This is a genomic window from Streptomyces sp. NPDC005483 (assembly GCF_040606035.1).
Taxonomy (GTDB): domain Bacteria; phylum Actinomycetota; class Actinomycetes; order Streptomycetales; family Streptomycetaceae; genus Streptomyces.
This window is the reverse complement of record NZ_JBEXEA010000026.1, coordinates 79188-103769: the sequence shown is the minus strand read 5'-3', so window position 1 is coordinate 103769 and position 24582 is coordinate 79188. Positions and strand designations below refer to the sequence as shown.

General features: G+C 69.4%; 21 protein-coding genes. 11 read left to right on the top strand and 10 right to left on the bottom strand.

From position 1 onward, the window contains the following. Window positions 1-68: 68 nt before the first annotated feature. Entirely contained in the window at window positions 69-1739 is a 1671-nt protein-coding gene (locus ABZT06_RS36960; RefSeq protein ID WP_355751432.1) for an MFS transporter, read from the bottom strand. A 120-nt stretch (window positions 1740-1859) separates the two neighbouring features. Between ABZT06_RS36960 and ABZT06_RS36955 the strand changes: the two genes are divergently transcribed. Then, a complete protein-coding gene (locus ABZT06_RS36955; RefSeq protein WP_355751430.1) occupies window positions 1860-2468 on the top strand; it encodes a TetR/AcrR family transcriptional regulator in 609 nt (202 codons plus the stop codon). Window positions 2469-2601: 133 nt separating this feature from the next. On the opposite strand, the gene ABZT06_RS36950 is transcribed toward ABZT06_RS36955, so the two are convergent. After that, a complete protein-coding gene (locus tag ABZT06_RS36950; RefSeq protein ID WP_355751427.1) occupies window positions 2602-3978 on the bottom strand; it encodes a cation:dicarboxylase symporter family transporter in 1377 nt (458 codons plus the stop codon). A gap of 152 nt (window positions 3979-4130) precedes the next feature. On the opposite strand from ABZT06_RS36950, the gene ABZT06_RS36945 reads away from it, so the two are divergent. The 5 genes from ABZT06_RS36945 to ABZT06_RS36925 all read left to right on the top strand — a co-directional run bounded on the left by ABZT06_RS36945 (window position 4131) and on the right by ABZT06_RS36925 (window position 9646). Beyond that, on the top strand, window positions 4131-5795 hold the full coding sequence (locus tag ABZT06_RS36945) for a sensor histidine kinase (RefSeq protein WP_355751424.1): 1665 nt from the start codon (window positions 4131-4133) through the stop codon (window positions 5793-5795). Then, the gene (locus ABZT06_RS36940; protein WP_355751421.1) at window positions 5792-6484 is read left to right on the top strand and encodes a response regulator; all 693 of its coding nucleotides are present in this window, start codon (window positions 5792-5794) and stop codon (window positions 6482-6484) included. The genes ABZT06_RS36945 and ABZT06_RS36940 overlap by 4 nt, the downstream gene beginning before the upstream one ends. A 98-nt stretch (window positions 6485-6582) precedes the next feature. Further along, window positions 6583-7944 carry an extracellular solute-binding protein gene (locus ABZT06_RS36935; RefSeq protein WP_355751418.1) on the top strand — a complete coding sequence of 454 codons (1362 nt, stop codon included), beginning with the start codon at window positions 6583-6585 and terminating at the stop codon, window positions 7942-7944. Next, the gene (locus tag ABZT06_RS36930; RefSeq protein WP_355751415.1) at window positions 7941-8801 is read left to right on the top strand and encodes a sugar ABC transporter permease; all 861 of its coding nucleotides are present in this window, start codon (window positions 7941-7943) and stop codon (window positions 8799-8801) included. The genes ABZT06_RS36935 and ABZT06_RS36930 overlap by 4 nt, the downstream gene beginning before the upstream one ends. A 2-nt stretch (window positions 8802-8803) precedes the next feature. Continuing rightward, window positions 8804-9646 (top strand): carbohydrate ABC transporter permease, encoded by an 843-nt coding sequence (locus ABZT06_RS36925; protein WP_355751412.1) that lies wholly within the window; start codon window positions 8804-8806, stop codon window positions 9644-9646. 6 nt (window positions 9647-9652) lie between these two features. Here the strand turns inward: ABZT06_RS36925 and ABZT06_RS36920 are convergent, their stop codons facing one another. Further along, entirely contained in the window at window positions 9653-10099 is a 447-nt protein-coding gene (locus ABZT06_RS36920) for a PPOX class F420-dependent oxidoreductase (RefSeq protein ID WP_355751409.1), read from the bottom strand. 187 nt (window positions 10100-10286) lie between these two features. Here ABZT06_RS36920 and ABZT06_RS36915 point away from each other — a divergent pair, with 187 nt between their 5' ends. Beyond that, entirely contained in the window at window positions 10287-10991 is a 705-nt protein-coding gene (locus ABZT06_RS36915; protein ID WP_355751406.1) for a helix-turn-helix transcriptional regulator, read from the top strand. A gap of 12 nt (window positions 10992-11003) precedes the next feature. Here ABZT06_RS36915 and ABZT06_RS36910 read toward each other — a convergent pair whose 3' ends face one another. Further along, window positions 11004-12029, bottom strand: coding sequence for an ATP-dependent 6-phosphofructokinase (locus ABZT06_RS36910; RefSeq protein WP_355751404.1), 1026 nt, complete (start codon window positions 12027-12029; stop codon window positions 11004-11006). A 197-nt stretch (window positions 12030-12226) separates the two neighbouring features. Between ABZT06_RS36910 and pta the strand changes: the two genes are divergently transcribed. The 3 genes from pta to pyk all read left to right on the top strand — a co-directional run bounded on the left by pta (window position 12227) and on the right by pyk (window position 17058). Then, on the top strand, window positions 12227-14335 hold the full coding sequence (gene pta / locus ABZT06_RS36905; protein ID WP_355751401.1) for a phosphate acetyltransferase: 2109 nt from the start codon (window positions 12227-12229) through the stop codon (window positions 14333-14335). Next, window positions 14332-15540, top strand: a complete 1209-nt coding sequence (locus ABZT06_RS36900; RefSeq protein ID WP_355751398.1) for an acetate kinase — start codon at window positions 14332-14334, stop codon at window positions 15538-15540. Before pta ends, ABZT06_RS36900 begins: the two co-directional genes overlap by 4 nt. Window positions 15541-15630: 90 nt before the next feature. Further along, complete coding sequence (gene pyk / locus ABZT06_RS36895; RefSeq protein WP_355751395.1) at window positions 15631-17058, top strand: pyruvate kinase; 1428 nt, start codon at window positions 15631-15633, stop codon at window positions 17056-17058. Window positions 17059-17235: 177 nt separating this feature from the next. Here pyk and ABZT06_RS36890 read toward each other — a convergent pair whose 3' ends face one another. From ABZT06_RS36890 to ABZT06_RS36875, 4 genes are all read right to left on the bottom strand, one after another. Further along, complete coding sequence (locus tag ABZT06_RS36890) at window positions 17236-18549, bottom strand: hypothetical protein (protein ID WP_355751392.1); 1314 nt, start codon at window positions 18547-18549, stop codon at window positions 17236-17238. Beyond that, on the bottom strand, window positions 18539-19102 hold the full coding sequence (locus tag ABZT06_RS36885) for a DUF6114 domain-containing protein (protein ID WP_355751389.1): 564 nt from the start codon (window positions 19100-19102) through the stop codon (window positions 18539-18541). Before ABZT06_RS36885 ends, ABZT06_RS36890 begins: the two co-directional genes overlap by 11 nt. A gap of 135 nt (window positions 19103-19237) precedes the next feature. Further along, window positions 19238-19891: a DUF6230 family protein gene (locus ABZT06_RS36880; protein ID WP_355751386.1), complete on the bottom strand. Its 654-nt coding sequence runs from the start codon at window positions 19889-19891 to the stop codon at window positions 19238-19240. Between the two features lie 661 nt (window positions 19892-20552). Then, window positions 20553-21530 carry a tetratricopeptide repeat protein gene (locus ABZT06_RS36875; RefSeq protein WP_355751383.1) on the bottom strand — a complete coding sequence of 326 codons (978 nt, stop codon included), beginning with the start codon at window positions 21528-21530 and terminating at the stop codon, window positions 20553-20555. Between the two features lie 232 nt (window positions 21531-21762). Between ABZT06_RS36875 and ABZT06_RS36870 the strand changes: the two genes are divergently transcribed. Continuing rightward, on the top strand, window positions 21763-22389 hold the full coding sequence (locus tag ABZT06_RS36870) for a TetR/AcrR family transcriptional regulator (protein WP_355751380.1): 627 nt from the start codon (window positions 21763-21765) through the stop codon (window positions 22387-22389). 30 nt (window positions 22390-22419) lie between these two features. On the opposite strand, the gene ABZT06_RS36865 is transcribed toward ABZT06_RS36870, so the two are convergent. Both ABZT06_RS36865 and ABZT06_RS36860 read right to left on the bottom strand, forming a co-directional pair. Beyond that, window positions 22420-24120, bottom strand: a complete 1701-nt coding sequence (locus ABZT06_RS36865) for a methylmalonyl-CoA mutase family protein (RefSeq protein WP_355751377.1) — start codon at window positions 24118-24120, stop codon at window positions 22420-22422. Window positions 24121-24202: 82 nt separating this feature from the next. Continuing rightward, window positions 24203-24541 carry a DUF3817 domain-containing protein gene (locus ABZT06_RS36860; RefSeq protein WP_355751374.1) on the bottom strand — a complete coding sequence of 113 codons (339 nt, stop codon included), beginning with the start codon at window positions 24539-24541 and terminating at the stop codon, window positions 24203-24205. Window positions 24542-24582: the final 41 nt, after the last annotated feature.

The window sequence follows — 24582 nt, the reverse complement described above, 5'->3', positions numbered from 1 at the left end:
TGCCTCCGATGGAAAAGCGTGCCGTCAGGAGACGGCACGCTAGTGGGGCCGGGTAAGAGTTCGGTGAGTCAGTGGGTGCCGACCAGTTCCTTCTCCTCCTCGGCCTGAGGAGCGGGCTCCGCGGGCTTCCGGCCGGGCAGCAGCACCGCGACCAGAACCGTGCCGACGCCCAGCACGATCGCTCCGATCAGGCTGGTGTGCGCCACCGCGTCGGAGAAGGACGAGCCGACCGCGTCCGCCATCTGCCGGGCCCCGGAGGCGAGCTGCCCGGCCTGCGCCTTCAGCTGCGCCGCCTGCTGGGGGTCGGTGGCCTGGGCGGCCTGGGCGGCGACCTGCTGGGCCTTCTCACCGATGCCCTGCGCGACCGTGTACCCGGCCCCGACCGAGTCCTGGGCCGCGTCCAGCGTCGAGGCGGGGAGCTTGCTTCCGGCGGTGGCGTCGGAGAGGTGGTCCGAGTAGGAGGTCGCCAGCAGCGAGCCGAGGATCGCGATGCCGAGAGAGCCACCGAGCTCGATCGAGGTGTCGTTCACCGCGCCGCCGACGCCCAGTTCTGACTCGGGGAAGGCTCCCATGATCGCGTCCGTGGCGGGCGAGAGCGCGAGGCCGATCGCCAGGCCCAGCACCATCAGGGGCGCGACGAAATCGCCGTACGACGAACTCGCGTCGATCCGGGTGAGCAGCGCGAGGGCCGCCGTGCCGCCGACCATGCCCGCGGTGACCGTCCACTTCATGCCGACCCGGGGGGTGAGGAACCCGGTCAGGGCGGAGCCGGCGAAGACCGCGCCGGCCAGCGGCAGCATGCGCAGGCCGGTCTCCAGCGCGCTGTAGCCGAGGACGAACTGGAGGTGCTGGGTGAGGTAGTAGAAGGCGCCGAAGACGGCCAGGAAGAACAGGGCGACGGCGAGGTTGGAGCCCGCGAAGCCGCGGTCGGTGAAGCGGCGGACGTCGATCACGGGGCGCGGGTGGCGCAGCTCCCACAGGATGAACAGCGCGAGGCCGATGCCTGCGACCACCGCGGCGGCGATCGCCTTGGCGTGCCAGCCGAAGTGCGGGCCCTCGATGATCATGTAGACCAGCGCGCCGATCCACACGACCGACAGCAGACCGCCGACGTAGTCGATGCGGCCGTGCTTCGCGGCCTTGGACGGCGGGACGAGGGCGAGGGCGGCGACGATCGCCACGGCCGCGATCGGGACGTTGATCAGAAATGTCGACGTCCAGGCGTGGTGCTCCAGCAGTGCGCCCGCGACCAGCGGACCCGCCGCGATCGCCACTCCGGAGGTGGCGGTCCACACGGTGATCGCCTTGGCGCGCTCGGCGCGGGGGAAGGTCGCGGCGAGCAGGGACAGGGTCGCCGGCATGATCATGGCAGCGCCGGTGCCCATCACCGCGCGGGCCGCGATGACCGTCGTACCGCTGTCGGCGAAGGAGCCGAAGACCGCGCCGCCGCCGAACACGCCGAGCCCCAGCAGGAGCGCGCCGCGGCGGCTGTACTTGTCGCCGATCGCGCCGAACAGCAGCATCAGGGCCGCGTACGGGACGGTGTAGCCGTCGATCACCCACTGCAGGTCGGCGCTGGACAGTCCGAGGTCCTCGGTCATGTCGGGGGCCGCGACCGTGAGGGCGGTGTTCGCCATCACGATGATCAGCAGGCTGAGGCAGAGGACGAGGAGTGCCCACCAGCGGCGGGCGTAGGGGCGCTCCATCTCCTCGACCGGTTCGGTCATGACGAGTCGCATGGCAGGGGTGGCCTTCCTCAGCGGTTCTTGCACAGTGATGTGCACTTGCTCAGCATTGTGCAATGTACGCTTGCTGCACAACGGTGTGCAAGTCCAGCCGGGAGGGGCACAATGGCGGCCATGACCACGGGCCACTCCAGTCGCGCCGACGCCAACCGCCGCCGCATCCTCGACATCGCACTCGCCGAACTGCTGCGAGATCCCGACGCGTCCATGGACCAGATCGCGCGCGCCGCCGGCGTCGTACGGCGGACCGTGTACGGCCACTTCCCGAGCCGTGAGGCGCTGATCGGCACGCTCGTCGACGGGGCCGTGGAGGCGGTGGCGGCCGCGCACGCGGCGGGCCGCGAAGGGGCCGAGGACCTGGCGCAGGCCGTGGCGGGCTCCGTGCTCGCCGTCTGGAAGGTCGCCGACCGCTATCGCATCCTGGTCGCGCTCGCCCAGCGCAGCGTCACCATGCAGGGCATCCGCGAGCGCCTCGCCCCCGTCCGCGCCGCCTGCACCGAACTGCTCCAGCGCGGCCTGGACGAGGGTGTCTTCGTCTCAGCCCTGCCCGCGCCCGCGCTGGCGTACGTGCACGAGCAGATGATGTTCGCGGTGATGGAGGCGGTGAACGACGGGCTGCTGGACGCGGAAGAGGCGGGCCGCTCCGCCGCGGTCACCGTTCTGACCGCGGCGGGCGTACCCGCCTCTCTGGCCACCGCGCTGGTGGCGAAGCTGAGCGACTGAATCGTTCGGGGAGTGGGTCCGGGCGGCCGAGCTACGGGGGAGTACTCGGCCGCCCGGGGCGGGAGCCGGGCCCGGGTTCAGGTCGGGCCCGACCCGGCTCTGTGTGGCCGTACGGCCACTGGCGTCCGGCCGCTCAGGCCTTGGCCAGCTCCTTCTCGCCGCCCTGCTCGGGGATGTCCGCCGTGACGTCCTCGTCGTCGTGGTCGAGGAGGGTCTTCTCGTCGAAGGGCAGGTGACCGGCGAGCACCTGGTCGACGCGCTCGCGGTCGATCTCCTTGGTCCAGGTGCCGATCAGGACGGTGGCGACGGCGTTGCCCGCGAAGTTGGTCAGGGCGCGCGCCTCGCTCATGAAGCGGTCGATGCCCACGATCAGGCCGATGCCGTCCACCAGGGCGGGCTTGTGCGACTGGAGACCGCCGGCCAGGGTCGCCATACCGGCACCGGTGACACCGGCGGCACCCTTCGAGGCGACGAACAGGAACAGCAGCAGCGGGATCTGCTCGCCGATCGACATCGGCGTGCCCATGGCGTCGGCGATGAACAGCGAGGCCATGGTCATGTAGATCATGGTGCCGTCGAGGTTGAAGGAGTAGCCGGTCGGGATGGTGATGCCGACCACCGGCTTGCTGACGCCCAGGTGCTCCATCTTCGCGATGACCCGCGGCAGCGCGGACTCGGAGGAGGAGGTCGACAGGATCAGCAGGAACTCGCGGCCCAGGTACTTGAAGAGCGTGAGGATGTTCAGGCCCGCGACGATCCGCAGCAGGGTGCCCAGCACGATGAAGACGAACAGGAAGCAGGTGGCGTAGAAGCCGAGCATCAGGACGGCGAGGCTCTTGAGCGCGTCGACACCGGCGGAACCGACGACGGCGGCCATCGCGCCGAAGGCACCGACCGGGGCGGCCCACATCACCATGGCGAGGACCCGGAAGACGAGCCGCTGGATGTGCTCGACACCGCGCAGGACCGGCGCTCCGACCGGACCCATGGCCTGCAGCGCGAACCCGACGAGCAGGGCGATCAGCAGGGTCTGGAGGACCTCGCCCTCGGTGAAGGCGGAGACGAACGTGGTCGGGATGATGCCCAGCAGGAACTCGGTGGTGTCCTTGGCCTCCGCGTCGACCTGTGCGTGACCGGCGTCCTTGATCGCGTCGGTGACAGCGAGCCCGGTGCCCGGCTCCAGGATGTTGCCGACGACCAGGCCGATGCCCAGCGCGACCAGCGACATGATCGTGAAGTAGAGAAGCGCGATGCCGCCGACGGCGCCGACCTTGGCGGCCTTCCGTACCGATCCGATACCGAGCACGATCGTGCAGAAGATGATCGGCGAGATCATCATCTTGATCAGGTTCACGAAGCCCGTACCGATGGGCTTGAGCTCCACGGCGAAGTCGGGGGCGACCAGGCCGACCGTGATGCCGAGGGCGACCGCGACGATCACCGCGATGTAGAGATAGTGGGTGCGGTCCTTTTTGACCTGCGGTGCCGTATCGGGGGTGCTGGCGGCCACGGCTGCCCTCCTTGACGTCTTCGTCGGCATGACCGGCGTGCGGCTCACGTCCGGGCTTTTGAAGGAATGCCAGTGACTATCTCCCGCCCTGTGAGGGCGGTCACCCTTCCGTTCATTTAGTTCACAATCAGCCAGGGAGGCACACTGTCGGCATGCGCATCCCCGTACCCAGACCCCGCAGCCTCGCGGCCCAGCTCTTCGCCATGCAGGCCGTGCTGATCGCCGTGGTCGTCGCGGGATACGCGCTGTTCACGTACGTCAGTGACCGGGGCCAGGCCGAGGACGCCGCGCGGGTTCAGGCCAGGGCCGTGGCGCGGGCGGTCGCGGACTCGCCGTCCGTGCGGGAGGCGATCGGCAGGCCGAATCCGACGGCCCGGCTCCAGCCGTACGCGCTCAAGGTGATGGCCGACACCGACGTCGACTTCGTCACGATCATGAGCCCGCAGGGCATCCGCTGGACCCACCCCGACGAGAAGCAGATCGGCAAGCACTTCCTCGGCAACACCGAGCGCGCGCTCAAGGGCCACACCTTCACCGAGACCTACAAGGGCACCCTCGGCTACTCCGTCCGCGCGGTCACCCCGGTCGAGGATGACAAGGAGCACGTGATCGGCCTGGTCAGCGCCGGCATACAGGTCGAGAAGATCAGCGAGCGGGTGCGGGGCCAGCTCACCGCCCTGCTCGGCGTCGCGGGCAGCGCGCTCGCGCTGGGCGCCATCGGTACGTACGTCGTCAACGCGCGCCTGCGCCGGCACACCCACGGCATGAACGCGGCCGAGCTCAGCCGGATGCACGACTACCACGAGGCGGCGCTGCACGCGGTACGCGAGGGGCTGTTGATGCTGGACGGGCAGTACCGTGTCGCGTTGATAAACGACGGCGGACGGGAGTTGCTGGGTGTGTCGTCGCAGGACGAGGTGATCGGGCGGTCGGTGGCGGACCTCGGGCTGCCGGCACCGCTGACGGGTGCGCTGCTCGCCTCGGAGCCCCGGGTCGACGAGGTGCATCTGACGTCCTCGCGGGTGCTGGTCGTCAACACCTCCCCGGTCTCCGGCGGAGAGCAGCGCGGCACCGTGGTCACCCTGCGCGATGTGACCGAACTCCAGTCGCTGATGGGCGAGTTGGACTCCGAGCGCGGCTTCACCCAGGCGTTGCGGTCGCAGGCCCACGAGGCGGCGAACCGGCTGCACACGGTCGTCTCCCTGATCGAACTGGGCCGCGCGGAACAGGCGGTGGACTTCGCGACCGCCGAACTGGAGCTGGCGCAGGCGCTGACCGACCAGGTGGTGGCGGCGGTCGGCGAGCCCGTCCTGGCCGCCCTCCTGCTGGGCAAGACCGCGCAGGCGAACGAGCGGGGCGTGGAGTTGGTGGTCTCGGAGGACAGCCGCCTGGACGACGGGTTGCTGCCGGAGACGCTGCCCGCCCGGGACCTGGTCACGATCCTCGGCAACCTCATCGACAACGCGGTGGACGCGGCGCAGGGGAGTGTGCGGGGGCGGGTGACGGTGACCGCCTTCGCCGACGGTCGCCGGCTGGTGCTGCGGGTGTCGGACACGGGGGCGGGGGTGGATCCGGCGCATGCCGAGGCCGTGTTCCGGCGGGGGTTCTCGACGAAGCCGGCGGGCCCCGGCGGGCGCGGGCTCGGCCTGGCGCTCGTTCGGCAGGCGGTCAACCGCTGCCAGGGCACCCTGACCGTGGCGGATGCCGAAGGGGGCGGCGCCGAGTTCGAGGTACGGCTGCCTCTGGGGAGCGGCCCCGATCTCCTTGCGGATGCCGCGGTTCCCGAGAGTGCCACCGTGCCCGGAGGCGACGTATGACCACCCAGCAGCAGCCCATCCGGGTCCTGGTCGTCGAGGACGACCCGGTCGCCGCCGACGCGCACGTCCTGTACGTCAACCGGGTCCCCGGCTTCACGGCCGTGGGCAAGGCCCACACCGGCGCCGAGGCCCGGCGTCTCCTGGACCGTACGCCCGTCGACCTGCTCCTGCTCGACCTGCATCTGCCGGACGGGCACGGTCTCCAGCTGGCCCGGCAGCTGCGCGCGGCGGGGCATCAGGCGGACGTGATAGCGGTGACGTCGGCCCGGGATCTGACGGTCGTCCGCGAGGGCGTCTCGCTGGGGGTCGTGCAGTACGTGCTGAAGCCGTTCACCTTCGCCACCCTGCGGGACCGGCTGATCCGGTACGCGGAGTTCCACGCGGCGGCCGGTGAGGCGAGCGGTCAGGACGAGGTGGACCGCGCGCTGGCCACGCTCCGGGCACCGGGCCCGGCCGCCCTGCCGAAAGGGCTCAGCGCGCCGACCCTGGAGCGGGTGACGGTGGCCCTGCGGGACTGCGCGGAGGGACTCACGGCGACGGGTCTCGCCGAGGTGGTCGGCATCTCGCGGATCACGGCCCGCCGTTACCTGGAGCATCTGGTCGACGCGGGCCGGGCGGCCCGCAGTCCGCAGTACGGGACGGTGGGCCGGCCGGAGCTGCAGTACCGGTGGGTCAAGGGCCAGCAGTAAGTCCCGGCTCGTGCACGGTCATTGACGGGACTAGACCACTCCTCTTACGTTCACACGGCAGCCGTCCCGGCCACAACGACGTGAGCCCGTAGGAGGTCATGCCCGTGCGCCCCACCGCCGTACTTCCCTCCCTGCTCGCCACCGCCCTCGCCGCATCCGCCCTCACCGCCTGCGGCGGCGGTTCCGGCGGCGATCCGGACACCGTGAAGGTCTCCTACAAGCAGTCCACGGACAACTCGATCCACGTGATGGACGACTATCTCGCGGACGTCAAGAAGCAGTTCGAGAAGGCGAACCCCGGCAAGAAGGTCGAGCTCGTCCCGATCAAGGCCCCGGACTCGGAGTACTACACCAAGCTCCAGCAGATGCTCCGCTCCGCGAAGACCGCGCCCGACCTGGTCTACGAGGACACCTTCCTCATCAACTCCGACATCACCAGCGGGTACCTGAAGCCGCTGGACGCCTATCTCGCCAAGTGGCCGGACTGGAACCGGTTCATCGACACTGCGAAGGCGGCGGCGAAGGCCGAGGACGGCAAGACGTACGGCGTCCCGGACGGGACGGACACCCGGGGGCTCTGGTTCGACAAGTCCATCTTCGCGAAGGCCGGTCTGCCCGCCGACTGGCAGCCGAAGACCTGGGACGAGGTCCTCGGCGCCGCCCGTACCATCAAGCGCAGGGTCCCGGACGTCACCCCCCTCAATGTCTACACCGGCAAACCCGCGGGCGAGGCCGCCGCCATGCAGGGCTTCGAGATGCTGCTCTACGGCACCGAGGACCGCCTGTACGACGACTCCGCCAAGAAGTGGATCGCCGGCAGCCAGGGCTTCGAGGACGCCCTGTCGTTCGTCGAGACCGTCTACCGGGAGAAGCTCGGCCCTGACGTCGCCACCGCCCTCGACCCCAACATCCAGACCATCGTCCGCGGCGACCTGCTCCCCAAGGGCAAGCTCGGCATCAACCTGGACGGCTCCTGGCTCCCGCAGGACTGGCTGCCCGGCAGCGGACACGAATGGCCTCAGTGGTCCCGCGAGTTGGGGCTCGCGTACATGCCGACCCAGCATGGACAGGCCCCCGGCAAGGTGAGCATGTCCGGCGGCTGGACCTGGTCGGTCCCGGCCAAGGCGGCCAACCCCGACCTCGCGTTCGAGTTCGTGAAGACCCTGCAGACGAAGGCCAACGCCCAGAAGTGGTACGTCGCCAACTCCGGGATCTCCGTACGCGAGGACGTGGCCGCCGACCCTGCGTACGCCAAGGCCCAGCCCGGCATCAAGTTCTTCACCGACCTGGTCGCGAGCACTCACTACCGGCCGGCGTACCCGGCGTATCCGAAGGTCTCCACAGCGATCCAGGAGGCGATGGAGGGCGTGACGACCGGTGACGTGCCCGTCGAAGAGGCGGCCAAGAGCTACGACGACTCACTCAAGGAGGCCACCGACAACCAAGTGATCGAAAAGTGAGCCCGCGCTCCCTGGCCCGCGCCCTCCCCCTCACCCCCGCGCTCGTCCTGCTGATCCTCTTCCTGGCCGGGCCGATCGCCTACTGCGCCTGGATCGCCTTCACCGACCTGCAGTTGACCGGTCAGGCGCAGTCGTCGTTCGTCGGCTTCGAGAACTTCCGCAGGGCCTTCAAGGACGAGGAGTTCCTCAACGCCGTATGGCTGACGCTGGTGTTCACGGTCGTGTCGTCGCTGATCGGGCAGAACACGCTGGGCCTGGCCCTGGCGGCGCTCATGCAGCGCGCCTCGAAGCCCGTGCGCACGCTCACCGGCGGCATCGTGATCACGGCGTGGGTCCTGCCGGAGGTCGTCGCAGGATTCCTGCTCTACGCCTTCTTCCGCAGGGAGGGCACGCTGAACGCGCTGCTCGACGTGCTCCATCTCCCGTCCCAGAACTGGCTGTTCACCCTGCCGATCCTGGCGGTGTCCTTCGCGAACGTGTGGCGGGGCACCGCCTTCTCGATGCTCGTCTACACGGCGGCGCTGGGCGAGATCCCGAAGGAGATCACGGAGGCCGCCGAGGTCGACGGCGCCGGCGGCTGGCGCCGGATGTGGCACATCACCCTGCCGATGATCCGGCGCTCCATCGGCACGAACCTGATGCTCAACACCCTGCAGACCCTGTCGGTCTTCGGGCTGATCTGGGTGATGACCAGGGGCGGTCCCGGCGACAGGAGCCAGACCCTGCCCCTGTTCATGTACGAACAGGCCTTCCAGAACAGCATGATCGGCTACGGCACCGCGGTGGCCCTGCTGCTGCTCCTGGTGGGATCCCTCTTCTCCCTGGTCTACATGCGCCTGCTGCGGACGGAGGTGTGACCATGGCCGGGGCACGCCCGACCGACCGCCGGCGCAACCGCCGACTGGCCGCCGACGCGGGGCTGCTGGCGGTCGCCGCCGCCTTCGTGCTGCCGCTCGCCTGGGTGGTGCTGTCGGCGCTGGACCCGCACGCCGACCTGAGGGTGAAGGTCCCCGACGGTGTCACTCTCGAGAACTTCGACGCGATCCTGACCTCGGAGATCACCTTCACCCCGCTGCTCAACAGCCTGATCCTGTGCGGCGGGGCGACCTTGCTGACGGTGGCGTGCGCGGCCCTGGCGGCCTATCCGCTGTCCCGCTTCCGGTCCCGCCTCAACCGCCCGTTCCTGCTGTCGATCCTCTTCGCGACCAGCCTGCCCATCACGGCGATCATGGTCCCCGTGTATGCCCTCTTCGTCCAGGTCGACCTGATCGACACCCTCCAGGGCACGATCCTCTTCTTCGCCGCCTCGCAACTCCCCTTCGCCATCTGGCTGATGAAGAACTTCATGGACGGCGTCCCGAAGGAACTGGAGGAGGCCGCCTGGACGGACGGTGCGGGCTCCCTCCAGTCCCTCACCCGGATCGTGCTGCCCCTCATGGGCCCCGGGGTCGCGGTCGTGACCGTCTTCTCCTTCGTCATGATGTGGGGCAACTTCTTCGTCCCGTTCATGCTGCTGCTCACCCCGGACCAGATGCCGGCGTCCGTCAGCATCAACGAGTTCTTCGGCAACCGCGGGATGGTGGCGTACGGCCAGCTCGCCGCGTTCTCGGTCGTCTACTCGACACCGGTGATCCTGCTGTACGTACTGATCGCACGACGACTGGGAGGAGGGTTCGCGCTGGGCGGGGCGGTCAAGGGGTGAGCCCGCTCAGGAGGGCAGCACCCCAGGGCGGAACGGCTCCACGCCCACGACCCTGCGCACCCGCACCGGCTCGATCAGCAGCATCACCCGTCGCTCCCCCGCAAGGAGCCACGGATAGCGCTCCTCGCCGATGTACTTCCGGGTGAGCCGGTCCATGGAGCGTTCCGCGTCCTCGCCCTCCACGAACCGCACCACCCGACCCCGGATCTCGACGCGGTCGTAGGGGTTGTCGGGGTCGTGGTGGGAGAGGGAGACGTTCGGATTGCGCCGCAGGTTTTCCTCCTTCACACGTCCGATCGCCGTGTTGACCATGACGTACTCACCTTCGATGTCCGCCCACATGGGCGAGACCTGCGGCGCTCCGTCCGGACCGACCGTCGCGAGGTGCCAGAAGTTCGGCGCCAGCAGCCGCTCGCGAATATGCCCCTCTACCTTGCCATTCACTTCGTACACGAAGATCGCACCTCTTTCCGGCCACCCGTCCGGGCACCCGGCGCCATCCTCGCCACCGCGCCCGCGCTGCCGACAGAGGATCTTCGGCCAGCCCGAATACACAGTCGAAACCGTAGGTTCGCACAATCCGTGATCCTGGCCGAACAGACCGTAGTCACCGCACGGCGGCGCCCCTAGCTTGTGGGCCGTGCGCCGACCGCAAGCCCTGCCGAACCAGCCCGGACCGCCCTTCGACAACCTCACCGCCCGCAGACTCCGTGCCGCTCTCGGCATGGGCCCCGAGCACGTGGCCTACGGGCTGCGGGTCTCGTACGGGCTCCCCTACGTCACCCCGGATCTCGTCGCCGCCTGGGAGCGCGGGACCGTCTGCCCGACCAGCCCTGAACTCACCGCTCTCGCGGGCGTGTTGTGGTGCTCCCCCGGTGAACTCATCGGCCGCCCCCGCACCCTGCGCGAGCACCGCGTCTCGCGTGGCATCGCCGCCGAGGACGTAGCCCGCGCCGTGGGCCTCGAACTGCTCGCCTACCTCGGTATGGAGGAGCGCGACAAGTGGCGCGGCACCGACCGCCAGTCCGCCGCCCTCGCCGACCTGCTGGAGCTGAGCCTGCCGGACTTCGTCGCCGTCACGGGCCGCGAGAGACGGCTCACCGAATGCCTGCGCGGCGCGGTCCTCACCCGCTGGCAGGCTTACGTCCGTCAGGTCGCGAAGATCGTGCCTCTGGACCGGCGCCTGGTGGAGGTGACCCTCATGGATCTGCACCGCCAGTACCAGGGGCAGATGGTGTCCACCCTGAGCTGGGGCGGGGGCGGCGAGCGCTCCGGCGAGGCCGGCCAGGAGTTCCTGGACGAGATCGTGGAGCGCTTCTGGGAGGCGGTCGAGAGACGGCCGTAAGAGCTTCGAGGTCTAGAAGACCGACTCCGCCTCGTCCATCCGGTCCTTGGGGACCGTCTTCAGCTCGGTGACCGCCTCCGCGAGCGGCACCATCACGATGTCGGTGCCCTTGAGCGCGGTCATCCTGCCGAACTCGCCCCGGTGCGCGGCCTCCACCGCGTACCAGCCGAAGCGGGTGGCGAGGACCCGGTCGTACGCGGTGGGGACGCCGCCGCGCTGGACGTGGCCGAGGATGACCGGCTTGGCCTCCTTGCCGAGCCGGCGCTCCAGCTCGTACGCCAGGGCCGTGCCGATGCCCTGGAAGCGCTCGTGGCCGAACTTGTCGATCTCGCCCGTGCCGTAGTCCATGCTGCCCTCGGCGGGGTGGGCGCCCTCGGCGACGCAGACCACGGCGAACTTCTTGCCGCGGGCGAAGCGCTCCTCGACCATCTTGACCAGGTCGGCCGGGTCGAAGGGGCGCTCGGGCAGGCAGATGCCGTGGGCGCCGGCGGCCATGCCGGACTCCAGGGCGATCCAGCCCGCGTGCCGGCCCATGACCTCGACGACCATGACGCGCTGGTGGGACTCGGCGGTGGTCTTGAGGCGGTCCATGGCCTCGGTGGCGACGCCGACCGCGGTGTCGAACCCGAAGGTGCGGTCGGTGGAGGAGATGTCGTTGTCGATCGTCTTGGGGACGCCGACGACCGGGAGACCGGCGTCGAACAGCATCCGGGCGGCCGTGAGGGTGCCCTCGCCGCCGATCGGGATCAGCGCGTCGATACCGAACTCGTGGATCATGTCGGAGGCGCTCTCGCACGCCTCACGCAGCCGGTCGCGCTCCAGGCGGGAGGAGCCGAGGATGGTGCCGCCGCGGGCCAGGATGCCGCTGACGCTGTCCAGGTCGAGGGCGCGGTAGCGGCCGTCCAGGAGGCCGGAGTAGCCGTCCTCGAAACCGATGACCTCGTCGCCGTAATGGTCGACCGCTCGGTGCACGACCGACCGGATCACTGCGTTCAGCCCCGGGCAGTCGCCGCCGGCGGTGAGAACTCCGATGCGCATCGTGCTGTGTCTCCTGCTCGCTGTCGATACCGGTGAGCCTGTCCCGATTGTTTCACGTCCCGCAGAGCCCCGTCGCATGCCGTGCTGACGGGCGCCTTATCCATCGACCGGGGTACTGTCAAGAGGGTTTCCGCTCACCTCGGTGGGCGATTTTCATGTCCTGTGCGAGAGAGATCCGTGAGAGAGGGAGAGCACGCGTGACGCGCAGCGTGTACGTGACCGGTATCGACCGCGGCGACGGCCGCCAGGTCGTCGAGCTGGGGGTCATGGAGCTGCTGACCCGCCAGGTCGACCGGGTGGGGGTGTTCCGGCCGCTGGTGCACCACAGTCCCGACCGGCTCTTCGAGCTGTTGCGAGCCCGCTACCGGCTCTCCCAGGACCCGGCCACCGTCTACGGCCTCGACTACCACGAGGCCTCCGCGCTCCAGGCCGAGCGCGGCACCGACGAGCTGGTCTCCACCCTCGTCGACCGCTTCCACCTGGTGGCCCGTGACTTCGACGTCGTCCTGGTCCTCGGCACCGACTTCGCCGACACCCAGCTCCCGGACGAGCTCTCCCTCAACGCCCGGCTCGCCAACGAGTTCGGCGCCTCCGTGATCCCGGTCGTGGGCGGCCGCAAGCAGTCCGCCGAGGCGGTGCTCGCGGAGACCCGCAACGCCTACCGGGCCTACGACGGCCTGGGCTGCGACGTCCTCGCCATGGTCACCAACCGGGTGGTCCGCGAGGACCGGGACGAGATCGCCGAGCGGCTCCTGGGCCGCCTGCCCGTGCCCTGTTACGTCGTGCCGGACGAGCCCGCCCTCGCCGCGCCGACCGTCGCCCAGATCGGGCAGGCCCTCGGTGCCCGGGTGATCCTCGGCGACGACTCGGGGCTGGCCCGGGACGCGCTGGACTTCGTGTTCGGCGGCGCGATGCTGCCGAACTTCCTGAGCGCCCTGACCCCGGGCTGCCTGGTGGTCACCCCGGGCGACCGCGCGGACCTGGTCGTCGGCTCGCTCGCCGCGCACAGCGCCGGGACCCCGCCGATAGCCGGTGTGCTGCTCACCCTGAACGAGGTCCCCAGCGACGACGTCCTGACCCTCGCCGCCCGCCTGGCACCCGGCACCCCGGTCCTCTCGGTGGCGGGCAACAGCTTCCCCACCGCCGCCGAACTCTTCGCCCTGGAAGGGAAGTTGAGCGCGGCCACCCCGCGCAAGGCGGAGACCGCGCTCGGCCTGTTCGAGCGGTACGCCGACACCGCCGAGCTCGCCGGCCGGGTCTCCGCGCCGAGCAGCGACCGCCTCACGCCGATGATGTTCGAGCACAAGCTCCTGGAGACGGCCCGCTCCGACAAGCGCAGGGTCGTGCTGCCCGAGGGCACCGAACCGCGCGTGCTGCACGCGGCCGAGGTCCTGCTGCGCCGGGGCGTCTGCGACCTCACCCTGCTCGGCCCGGTCGACCAGATCCGCAAGAAGGCCGCCGACCTCGGCATCGACCTCGGCGACTGCCAGTTGATCGACCCGGCGACCTCCGAGCTGCGCGACATTTTCGCCGAGAAGTACGCGGCGCTCAGGGCCCACAAGGGCGTCACGGTCGAGCTCGCCTATGACGTCGTCTCCGACGTGAACTACTTCGGCACCCTGATGGTCCAGGAGGGCCTCGCCGACGGCATGGTGTCCGGCTCGGTGCACTCCACCGCGGCGACGATCCGCCCGGCCTTCGAGATCATCAAGACCAAGCCGGACGCCGACATCGTCTCGTCGGTCTTCTTCATGTGCCTCGCCGACAAGGTGCTGGTGTACGGCGACTGTGCCGTGAACCCCGACCCCGACGCCGTGCAGCTGGCCGACATCGCCATCCAGTCGGCCGCGACCGCCGAGCAGTTCGGCGTGGAGCCGCGGATCGCGATGCTGTCGTACTCCACCGGTACGTCCGGCTCGGGCGCCGACGTCGACAAGGTGCGCGAAGCCACCGAGCTGGTACGGCAGCGACGGCCCGACCTCAAGATCGAGGGGCCGATCCAGTACGACGCGGCCGTCGAGCCGACGGTCGCCGAGACCAAGCTGCCGGGCTCGGAAGTCGCGGGTCAGGCCAGTGTGTTGATCTTCCCCGACCTGAACACGGGCAACAACACCTACAAGGCCGTGCAGCGTTCGGCCGGCGCGATCGCCGTCGGTCCGGTGCTCCAGGGCCTGCGCAAGCCCGTCAACGACCTGTCCCGGGGCGCGCTGGTGTCGGACATCGTCAACACCGTCGCCATCACGGCGATCCAGGCCCAGAACCCGACCGCTTCGACCGCTTCTACCGAGAAGGCGTCCGTCCAGTGAGTTCCACCCGCGTCCTCGTCCTCAACTCCGGCTCCTCGTCGGTGAAGTACCAGCTGCTCGACATGCGGGACAGCAGCCGCCTGGCCATGGGGCTGGTCGAGCGCATCGGTGAGCAGTCCTCACGGCTCAAGCACACCCCCGAGGGGGGCGAGTCCCGTGAGTGGACCGGCCCGATCGCCGATCATGACGCCGCGCTGAAGGCCGTGGCCGAGGAGCTGGCGAAGGACGGGCTGGGCCTGGACTCCCCCGAGCTGGCCGCCATAGGCCACCGTGTGGTGCACGGCGGGAAGACCTTCACGGAGCCGACCGTGATCGACGAGGCCGTGCTCGCCGAGATCGAGCGGTTGATCCCGGTCGCCCCGCTGCACAACCCCGCCAACCTCACCGGCATCCGCACCGCGCGGGCGCTGCGCCCGGACCTGCCCCAGGTCGCCGTCTTCGACACCGCGTTCCACACCACGATGCCGGAGTCGGCCGCGCGCTACGCGATCGACGTGCAGACCGCCGACGCGCACCGCGTCCGGCGCTACGGCTTCCACGGCACCTCGCACGCGTACGTGTCCCGGGCGACGGCGAAGCTGCTCGGCAGGGCGCCGGAGGACGTCAACGTCATCGTGCTGCACCTGGGCAACGGCGCGAGCGCCTCCGCGGTCCGGGCGGGCAGGTGTGTGGACACCTCCATGGGGCTGACCCCTTTGGAGGGACTCGTGATGGGTACGCGCTCGGGAGACATGGACCCTGCCGTCATCTTCCATTTGATGCGCGTTGGCAAAATGTCCACGGACGAGATCGACACTCTTCTCAACAAGAAGAGCGGGTTGATCGGGTTGTGCGGGGACAACGACATGCGGGAGATCCGCCGCCGGGTCGACGAGGGTGACGAACAGGCGAAGCTCGCATTCGACATCTACATTCACCGGTTGAAGAAGTACATCGGCGCCTATTACGCGGTGCTCGGCCGCGTGGACGCGATCGCGTTCACGGCCGGCGTCGGGGAGAACGCGGCACCGGTGCGCGAGGCCGCCGTGGCGGGCCTGGAGTCCCTGGGCCTGGCGGTGGACGACGCGCTGAACGCCGTACGGAGCGACGAGCCGCGACTGATCTCGCCGGCGGACGCCCGGGTGGCGGTGGCCGTGGTGCCGACGGACGAGGAATTGGAAATCGCGACACAGACCTACGCACTGGTCGGCGAAGAAAGCAACTGAGCAGTAACCGCAACTGAGCGCGGCCGCGCCCATTTGTATCTTCCACCAGACGGAATATTCCGTTGCGAAACAAACCGATAGGATCGCCCCATGCGCCGTTCGAAAATCGTTTGTACTCTCGGCCCCGCGGTCGACTCCCATGAGCAGCTGGTCTCGCTGATCGAAGCCGGCATGAACGTGGCCCGTTTCAACTTCAGCCATGGCTCGCACGCCGAGCACCAGGGGCGGTACGACCGCGTCCGTGCCGCCGCCAAGGAGACCGGCCGGCCCATCGGTGTCCTCGCCGACCTGCAGGGCCCGAAGATCCGTCTGGAGACCTTCGCCGAGGGTCCGGTCGAGCTGGAGCGCGGTGACGAGTTCGTCATCACCGCCGAGGACGTCCCGGGTGACAAGACCATCTGCGGGACGACCTACAAGGGCCTGCCCGGTGACGTCTCCCGCGGCGACCAGATCCTCATCAACGACGGCAACGTCGAGCTGAAGGTCCTGGACGTCGAGGGGCCGCGGGTCAGGACGATCGTCATCGAGGGCGGTGTCGTCTCCGACCACAAGGGCATCAACCTGCCCGGCGCGGCGGTGAACGTCCCGGCGCTGAGCGAGAAGGACGTCGACGACCTCCGCTTCGCGCTGCGCATGGGCTGCGACATGGTCGCGCTGTCCTTCGTGCGGGACGCCAAGGACGTCGACGACGTCCACAAGGTGATGGACGAGGAGGGCCGCCGGGTCCCCGTCATCGCCAAGGTGGAGAAGCCGCAGGCGGTGGACAACATGGAGGGCGTCGTGATGGCGTTCGACGCCGTCATGGTGGCCCGTGGTGACCTGGCCGTCGAGTACCCGCTCGAGAAGGTCCCGATGGTGCAGAAGCGCCTCATCGAGCTGTGCCGCCGCAACGCCAAGCCGGTGATCGTGGCGACCCAGATGATGGAGTCGATGATCACCAACTCCCGCCCGACCCGCGCCGAGGCCTCCGACGTGGCCAACGCGATCCTGGACGGCGCGGACGCGGTCATGCTCTCGGCGGAGTCCTCGGTCGGCGCGTACCCGATCGAGACCGTGAAGACGATGTCGAAGATCGTCGTCGCGGCCGAGCAGGAGCTGATGTCGAAGGGCCTGCAGCCGCTGGTCCCCGGCAAGAAGCCCCGCACCCAGGGCGGTTCGGTCGCCCGCGCGGCCTGCGAGATCGCCGACTTCCTCGGCGGCCGCGGCCTGGTGGCCTTCACCCAGTCCGGCGACACCGCCCGCCGCCTGTCGCGCTACCGCGCGCAGCAGCCGATCATCGCCTTCACCACCGACGAGAACACCCGCAACCAGCTCACCCTCAGCTGGGGCGTCGAGTCGCACGTGGTGCCGTTCGTGAACACCACGGACGAGATGGTCGACATGGTCGACCAGGAGATCGCCAAGATCAACCGCTTCAACCCGGGCGAGATCGTCATCATCACCGCCGGCTCGCCCCCCGGCGTCGCCGGCACCACCAACATGCTCCGCGTCCACCACATCGGCGGCGCCGCGCAGTAGGCACCGTACGACCGCGAGGGCGCCCCCTGTGGCCAGGGGGCGCCCTCGGTGTCTGTCAGGGCCTCAGCGCCGTAGCCGTGCTCCGCGTAGGTCCGGGTACGCGTCGAGGGTGCCCCCGGTGAAGGGGGCACCCTCGACGTGTGTGCGGCTCCCGGAAGGGTTCGTGAGGGGCGTCTGTCAGCTCTCGCTGTACTGGCGCATCCCGGGCACGGTCAGCGTTCCGCCGTACTGGGCGGCCTGCTGGACCGTCACATTGGTGAAGTAGATGATCGGGATGTTCAGCGGCGGCGGGTTGTCCGGACTGAACGTGATCGGGATCAGCCCCAGCAGGTTGCCGGAGATGCTCTCGGTGTACATGATCGTCTTGTCGCCGGTGATCGTGGACGGCTTCGTGCCCTTGCCCTGCTGCACGTGGTACGTCGTACCGCCCTGGGTGACGGTCTGGTGGAGGTCACCGATCTCGGTGCCGCCGGAGATGACGTACTTCAGCACCTTCTTGGTCTTGCCGCTCGCGGTCCTGACCTTGACGACACCCTGGTAGTCGGCGCCCTTGAGAAGCAGCGAACTGGCCTTCAGGGTCCAGGCGTTGTCCGCCACCGTGATACCGGGCTCGGTGTCGCCCACATCGTCCGTGGCGGCCGGGCAGTCCTCAGGGTCCGTGCTGGAGCTCGCCGAGGGACTCGGGGAGGCCGTGGCGTCGGCCGCCGCCTCCTGGGCCGCCTTGGTGGTGTCCTCCACGGCCTTGGTGGTGTCCTTCGCCGCCTCGGACGCCGTGTCGGTCGTGTCCTTCACGGTGTTCTTCACCGTGTCGGTCGTCTCCTTGGCGGTGTCGCCCGCGCTGTCGTCCGCGCTCTTGGACGCCGAGGCCGAGGGGGTCGGCGTCGGGGAGGCGCTGGACGAACCGCTGGAGCTCGAACTGCCCGTGAAGATCCCGGTGATCGCGTCGCCGATGTCCGTGAGGAGGTTGCCGTCGTCGCTCGCGGAGGCGGAGGGGGACGGAGACGGGGTGGACGCGCCGGAGCCGGAGCCCGCGGAGGAGGAGCTGTTCTCCTGCTTGCTCGCGGAGGCCGACGGCGACGGCGTGGGCGTGGCCTTGTCGTCGGACCCTGAATCCGACGAAGAGGAGTCACCCGAACCGGAGCCCGAACCCGAGGAGGCGGACGGGGACGGCGTAGCGGTGGGGTCGTCGGTGGACGGGGACGCACTCGCCGACGCGGACGGGGAGGAGCTGCCGTCCAATGCCGCGACGCAGTCCTTGTACTCGTCCGCGGTCAGGCTCTTCGTGGTCGGCGCGTCGTCGGCCAGCGCGAGCGTGGGCGTGAAGCCCATCCCCATGAGAACCGCCGTCGGCATCGCCGCCAGGGCTATCGCCTTGCCCGCGGGCACGTGGAACCTGGTGAACAGTGGCTTCCTGGGTGCCGCGTGGCGGGGCCCGGATCTCGCACGGGACGCGTCCACGTCAGCCCCGTGGGTCACCTCGTCAGCCGGCACTGTGCCTCCCGTTCGCCCCGTTGACCGGGCTCGTTCCTGACAGATCGTTCGGCTCGCCCACCGGGTTCACCGGCCGCAAAAGCGTGGTGTCGTAGTCCGTGGCCTCGGGCGCGCCGCCCTCACCGGTCGTGTCCTGCGTGGCCGGCTGCTCCGCGGGCGGTACGCCCGGTGCCCACGCCACGGCCATCGCCCCGCCGAACAACGCGAAGAGGAAGCCGACGATGAAGCCGCCGAAGTTGGAGACAGGGAGGGACACCAGCCCGAGCAGGATCGCCGCGACACCCGCGAAGACGCGTACGTGCTTCTGGAACCAGAGGGTGATGCCCAGGACGACGAGCAGTACGCCGATGATCAGGGATCCTGCGCCCGCCGTGGTGGCCATGGCGATGGTCAGGCCACCGAGCTTGAGGTGCGCATACGGGAAGTACATGATCGGAAGTCCGCTGATCATGACGAACAGCCCCGCCCAGAACGGGCGGGTGCCCCGCCAGGCGCGGAACTGCTGCTTCCGGTGGTCGAACTGGCCGGGCGCGGCAGGACTCTCGGCGCTCATGGAAAACAGCTCCCTGGTGCGGCGTTGCTCTTGATGAGGGTGTATCGCGATGAAGAAGGTGGGGGGATGTGAAGGCGACGGGCGGGAGATGGCAGGCGGGGGACCGTAACGGCTCCCCCGCCCGTCACTGAGCGCCTAGTAGCACTCGATCCCGTCGCCGCTGCCCCAGCTCAGCCCCATGTGGAGGTCGGAGAGCTTGAAGGTGCCGGCCGTGGTGGCCCACGCCGTCTGCTTCACATCGGTCAGCACGGCCTTGTCGGCCTGCTGGGCGAACCCGAACGGGTTGGACTGCTCCCCGTCCGCGGTCTTGGGCTTCGGGGTGTTCCCCTTGGTGGTCCCGGCGGGGACACCGATGTTGATGCCCGAGAACACGGCATCTTTCGCGTCGAGGTTGGCGACATCGATGTAGATCTTGTCGGCCTCGACCGCCGTGCCCTTGTCACCCGCGGTCAGCTTCAGGGTGACCGACTTGTTCAGGAACGGAATCGGGGTGACCACGGACTGACACATGTTGGTGATCGTGGCGCGGTCGAACGCCGAAACCGACACCGGGTGCGCCTGGTCCTTGCCGTCAAGACCCTTGCCCGAGTCTATGGCGCCGTACTGGTTCATGTCGTAGCCGACGAGCTGGCCGGCCCGGACCTTGAACTCCTGCCCCGACACACTGAACGACGCGGCAAGTGCGCCCTGCGCGAGGGCGACACCTATCACAGCCGTGGCGGCAACGCTGGGCACCATGACCACAGCGAACCGCTTCCATCTTGTCCCGCCACGCACCTGGGACTCCATATTTCCTCCTTCTCGGACGTACATCTCCTGACCCTGACTGCCCTCTCGAAAGGACGGCTCAGCCGGGCAGGGATGGGAGAAGTGCTACGTCCTCGGGAAGGAGAGCGCCCGCACTCGGAGGCGCGAACCGCGCACCGATCACCGGCGATCACCCCCGAGCGACAACCACTTGGTCGCGCCTGACACGCATCACGCACAACCTTGCTGGACAGGCTCCGCCGTCGGGCGAAGACCCCCCTGTCCAAGAGCCGGCGCACCTGCCGCCTGCTCTGCTCGGTGGGGACCCAAGGAATCCCGCCGCCCGACCGGCTGTCGGGGTACGGGAAAGGACCGAGCGTCGCCGATCGTGGTGCATTCTCGCCGCCCGCACAAGGGGCTTCGTTACTCGGTAGTAACGGCCGGATAACCGAACAACGACCCGCTGGTCTCGGTCGGCGACGCTGGGTGGCAAACAGGGGGAGTACAAAGCAGTTGATCAATGGACAGAATCCGACAGATCAACGCCCCTGACTTACTGGAAGTAACAGCGGCCGCGATTGCCAAGTTTTGGCAAAGCGCGGCCGCAGTGACCCCCCGTCGGCAAATCTTTCACTTCGGCATCACATGCCGTGGTGTTTAGCAACTGGTCAGAACCGGGCTCGCGCCCCGCCCGGACCGCCGCTCAGAACAGGGCGCGGGACAGCGCCCTGCGGGCCGCCGACACCCGCGGATCGTCGGCGCCGACCACCTCGAAGAGCTCAAGTAGCCGAATCCTTACGGTGTCCCGCTCGTCACCCGCCGTGCGCCGCACGGTGTCGATGAGCCGTCCGAACGCGTCCTCGACATGACCACCGACCAGATCCAGGTCGGCGGCGGCGATCTGCGCCTGCGCGTCACCCGGCTTCTCGGCCGCCTCCTTGCGCGCCTGCTGCGGGTCGAGACTCTGCACCCGCTGGAGCAACTCGGCCTGGGCGAGCCCCAGTTTGGCCTCACTGTTGCCGGGGTCGTCACTCAGTACGTTCTTGTACGCCTGGACGGCACCGCCGAAGTCCCCGGCGTCCAGGGCGCGTACGGCGGCTTCGAGGAGTGCGTCGTACGGCCCCGCGGGTACGGCCGCGGGCTGCGGGGCGGCGCCCGGAGCGGCGTCCGGGTCGACCGTGAGGCCGGTCAGCCCGAAGCGCTCCTCGGCGACCTGCACCAGCTGGTCCAGGGTCTGCTGGATCTGCTCCTTGCCCGCCGCGCCCTGGAAGAGCGGCAGGGCCTGGCCGGCCACCACCGCGAAGACGGCGGGGATCCCCTGGATGCCGAACTGCTGCATCAGCATCTGGTTGGCGTCGACGTCGATCTTGGCGAGGAGCAGGCGTCCGTTGTACTCGACGACGAGCTGCTCCAGCACCGGGCTCAGCTGCTTGCAGGGTTCGCACCACTCGGCCCAGAAGTCGATGACGACCGGGACCTCGGTGGACCGCTGCAGGACATCGCGCTCGAAACCCGCCTCGTCTACGTCGATGACGAGATCGGCCGGGGAGACGGCACCCGGGCCGCCGCCCTGCCTGGCCGCTTCGGCGCGCGCCTGCTCCGCCTTCGCCTTGGCCTCCTGGGCCGCTTTCACCGCGGCGAGGTCGACGACTCCGCTCATGGACATGTTCCGTGGCTGCATGCGTCTATCCTCCCCCGTACACGCGCGTGTGTGAAAAGCGATGTGAAAGCCGGTCGTGCAGCGCGGTCCTGACGCCGGGTCCCCACCCCACGCCGTGCGCACCGTCGCCCGCGTACGTCCGTCGCGAGCTTTCGCTACGAGTCGTAGCGTAATGGCACCGAGTGCCTGCCCGGTACCCCACCCCGGTGATCTCCCTCACGACGCCGCAGGAACCGCCGGTTATGGTCGGTGGATGCAGAGCAGCACCCCCGCCCCACGCGCCGCAGGGCGCCCGCGCAGCGCCGCCGCGGACGCCGCGATCCTCGCGGCGACGAGGGCGGCGCTGGTGGAACTGGGCTGGTCCAAGCTCACGCTGGGAGATGTGGCTACCCGTGCCGGGGTCGCGAAAACCACCCTGTACCGCCGCTGGGCCGGAAAGAACGAACTCGTCGTCGACGCGGTGGCCGAACTCTTCGACGAACTGGAGCTCCCCGACAGCGGAACCCTGGCCGCGGACATCGAGGGAGTGGTCCTCCAGTTCGCGGCGATCCTGGCGCGTCCGGAGACGAAGAACGGCCTGATGGCGGTAGTGGCGGAGTCGTGCCGCGACGACGCGCTGCGCGAGCGCATCCGGTCGTCGATCGTCGACCGCCAGAAACGGCTGGTCCTGGAGGGCCGCGAACGCGCCCTGGCCCGCGGCGAACTCCCCCTGGAGGCGGACCCCGCCGAGGCGGCCCGCACGGTCGACCTGATCTTCGACATGGTGGCGGGAGCGGTGGTCCATCGCACGCTGGTGAGCGCGGAGCCGGCGGACGAGGCGTGGGTGCACGGCTTCACCCAGGTCCTGTTGACGGGTCTCGCGGGAGGGACCGCCGGCTAGGGCGCGTCGGCGGGCGCGGCCGAGTGGGCCTCAGAACCCCGCCGGCTCCGTGTACACCCCCCACTCGTCCCGCAGCACCCCGCAGATCTCACCCAGGGTCGCCTCGGCGCGTACGGCCGCCAGCATCGGCTCGATCATGTTGGACTCGTCCCGCGCGGCGGCGACCATCGCCCGCAGAGCGGTACGCACAGCACCCTCGTCCCGCGCCGCCCGCCGCGCGGAGAGCTCCCGCACCTGCTCCCGCTCCACCTCGTGCCCCACCCGCAGGATCTCCAGATCGCCGGTGACGGACCCGTGGTGGACGTTCACCCCCACGACCCTCTTCTCGCCCTTCTCCAGGGCCCGTTGGTACCGGAAGGCCGCCTCCGCGATCTCCCCCGTGAACCACCCGTCCTCGATCCCGCGCAGGATCCCGGAGGTGATCGGGCCGATCGGGTGTTGCCCGTCCGGATGAGCCCGCAGCCCCCGCTCCCGGATCTGCTCGAAGATCTTCTCCGCGTCCGCCTCGATCCGGTCCGTCAGCTGCTCGACGAACCACGAACCTCCCAGCGGATCGGCCACGTTGGCGACCCCGGTCTCCTCCATGAGCACCTGCTGGGTGCGCAGCGCGATCTCCGCCGCCTGTTCCGACGGCAGCGCGAGAGTCTCGTCCAGGGCGTTGGTGTGCAGCGAGTTGGTCCCGCCCAGCACCGCCGCGAGCGCCTCGACCGCCGTACGGACGACGTTGTTGTACGGCTGCTGCGCGGTCAGTGAGACCCCGGCGGTCTGGGTGTGGAACCGCAGCCACTGCGCCTTCTCGGACCGCGCCCCGTACACGTCCCGCATCCACCGCGCCCAAATGCGCCGCGCCGCCCGGAACTTGGCGATCTCCTCGAAGAAGTCGACGTGCGCGTCGAAGAAGAAGGAGAGCCCGGGCGCGAACACCTCGACGTCAAGGCCGCGCGACAGCCCCAGCTCCACGTACCCGAACCCGTCCGCGAGCGTGTACGCCAGCTCCTGCGCGGCCGTCGAACCGGCCTCACGGATGTGGTACCCGGAGACGGACAGCGGCTTGTAGGCGGGGATGCCTGCCGCGCAGTACTCCATCAGGTCGCCGATCAGGCGCAGGTGCGGCTCCGGCTGGAAGAGCCACTCCTTCTGGGCGATGTACTCCTTGAAGATGTCGGTCTGGAGCGTGCCGTTGAGGACGGAGGGGTCCACACCCTGCCGCTCGGCCGCCACCAGGTACATGCAGAAGACGGGGACGGCGGGTCCACTGATGGTCATGGACGTCGTCACGTCACCGAGGGGGATGTCCCGGAACAGGACCTCCATGTCGGCGGCCGAGTCGATGGCGACCCCGCAGTGGCCCACCTCGCCGAGCGAGCGGGGATCGTCGGAGTCCCGCCCCATCAGGGTGGGCATGTCGAAGGCGACCGAGAGGCCGCCGCCCCCGTTGGCGAGGATCTTCCTGTACCGCTCGTTGGTCTGCTCGGCGTTCCCGAACCCGGCGAACTGCCGGATGGTCCAGGTCCGCCCCCGGTAGCCGGTCGGATACAGCCCGCGTGTGAAGGGGTACTCCCCCGGCCACCCGATCCGCTCGAAGCCCGCGTACGCGTCCCCCGGCCGCGGCCCGTACACCGGCTCCACGGGATCCCCCGAGAGCGTGGTGAAGTCGCCCTCACGCCTGCGCGAGGCGTCGTACCGGGCCTGCCAGCGTCGGCGGCCCTCTTCGATGGCGTCAGCGTCCATACCATCGAAGTTACTGGGACGTCCGAGTAAACGTCGAAGGACGACCGCCGTACGCGTGCCGTACGGCGGTGGGGGTTACGCGTTACGCCTTGACGGGCGCCGGAGAGGCGTCGACGACCTTGCCCTCCAGCTCGTGGCTGATCTTCCGCTCGACGAAGAAGGCCGCCGTGGGGATCGTCCCGGCGAGCAGGACCCACAGCTGCTTGGCGACCGGCCACTTCGCCTTGGAGCCCAGGTCGAAGGCGAAGACCAGGTAGACGACGTACAGCCAGCCGTGCGCGATGGCGACGACGCGGGTGAAGTCCGCGGCACCGTCGATGTCCAGGCCGTACTTGGCGATCATGCTCAGGCACAGCAGGACCAGCAGCACACCGGTGACGTAGGCCAGGACGCGGTAGCGGGTCAGCACGCTCTTTTTCATGCCTATGAGCGTAACCACGCGTTCCGGGAGATCTTGCCCCG

Excerpts from the sequence above, each read along its gene's own strand:
- ABZT06_RS36910 (WP_355751404.1), bottom strand. The coding sequence starts at position 12,029 with ATGCGCATCGGAGTTCTCACCGCCGGCGGCGACTGCCCGGGGCTGAAC.
- ABZT06_RS36940 (WP_355751421.1), top strand. The coding sequence starts at position 5,792 with ATGACCACCCAGCAGCAGCCCATCCGGGTCCTGGTCGTCGAGGACGAC.
- ABZT06_RS36925 (WP_355751412.1), top strand. The coding sequence starts at position 8,804 with ATGGCCGGGGCACGCCCGACCGACCGCCGGCGCAACCGCCGACTGGCC.
- ABZT06_RS36885 (WP_355751389.1), bottom strand. The coding sequence starts at position 19,102 with ATGAGCGCCGAGAGTCCTGCCGCGCCCGGCCAGTTCGACCACCGGAAG.
- pyk (WP_355751395.1), top strand. The coding sequence starts at position 15,631 with ATGCGCCGTTCGAAAATCGTTTGTACTCTCGGCCCCGCGGTCGACTCC.
- ABZT06_RS36865 (WP_355751377.1), bottom strand. The coding sequence starts at position 24,120 with ATGGACGCTGACGCCATCGAAGAGGGCCGCCGACGCTGGCAGGCCCGG.
- ABZT06_RS36935 (WP_355751418.1), top strand. The coding sequence starts at position 6,583 with ATGCCCGTGCGCCCCACCGCCGTACTTCCCTCCCTGCTCGCCACCGCC.
- ABZT06_RS36860 (WP_355751374.1), bottom strand. The coding sequence starts at position 24,541 with ATGAAAAAGAGCGTGCTGACCCGCTACCGCGTCCTGGCCTACGTCACC.
- ABZT06_RS36880 (WP_355751386.1), bottom strand. The coding sequence starts at position 19,891 with ATGGAGTCCCAGGTGCGTGGCGGGACAAGATGGAAGCGGTTCGCTGTG.
- ABZT06_RS36955 (WP_355751430.1), top strand. The coding sequence starts at position 1,860 with ATGACCACGGGCCACTCCAGTCGCGCCGACGCCAACCGCCGCCGCATC.
- ABZT06_RS36875 (WP_355751383.1), bottom strand. The coding sequence starts at position 21,530 with ATGCAGCCACGGAACATGTCCATGAGCGGAGTCGTCGACCTCGCCGCG.
- ABZT06_RS36945 (WP_355751424.1), top strand. The coding sequence starts at position 4,131 with ATGCGCATCCCCGTACCCAGACCCCGCAGCCTCGCGGCCCAGCTCTTC.
- ABZT06_RS36960 (WP_355751432.1), bottom strand. The coding sequence starts at position 1,739 with ATGCGACTCGTCATGACCGAACCGGTCGAGGAGATGGAGCGCCCCTAC.
- ABZT06_RS36870 (WP_355751380.1), top strand. The coding sequence starts at position 21,763 with ATGCAGAGCAGCACCCCCGCCCCACGCGCCGCAGGGCGCCCGCGCAGC.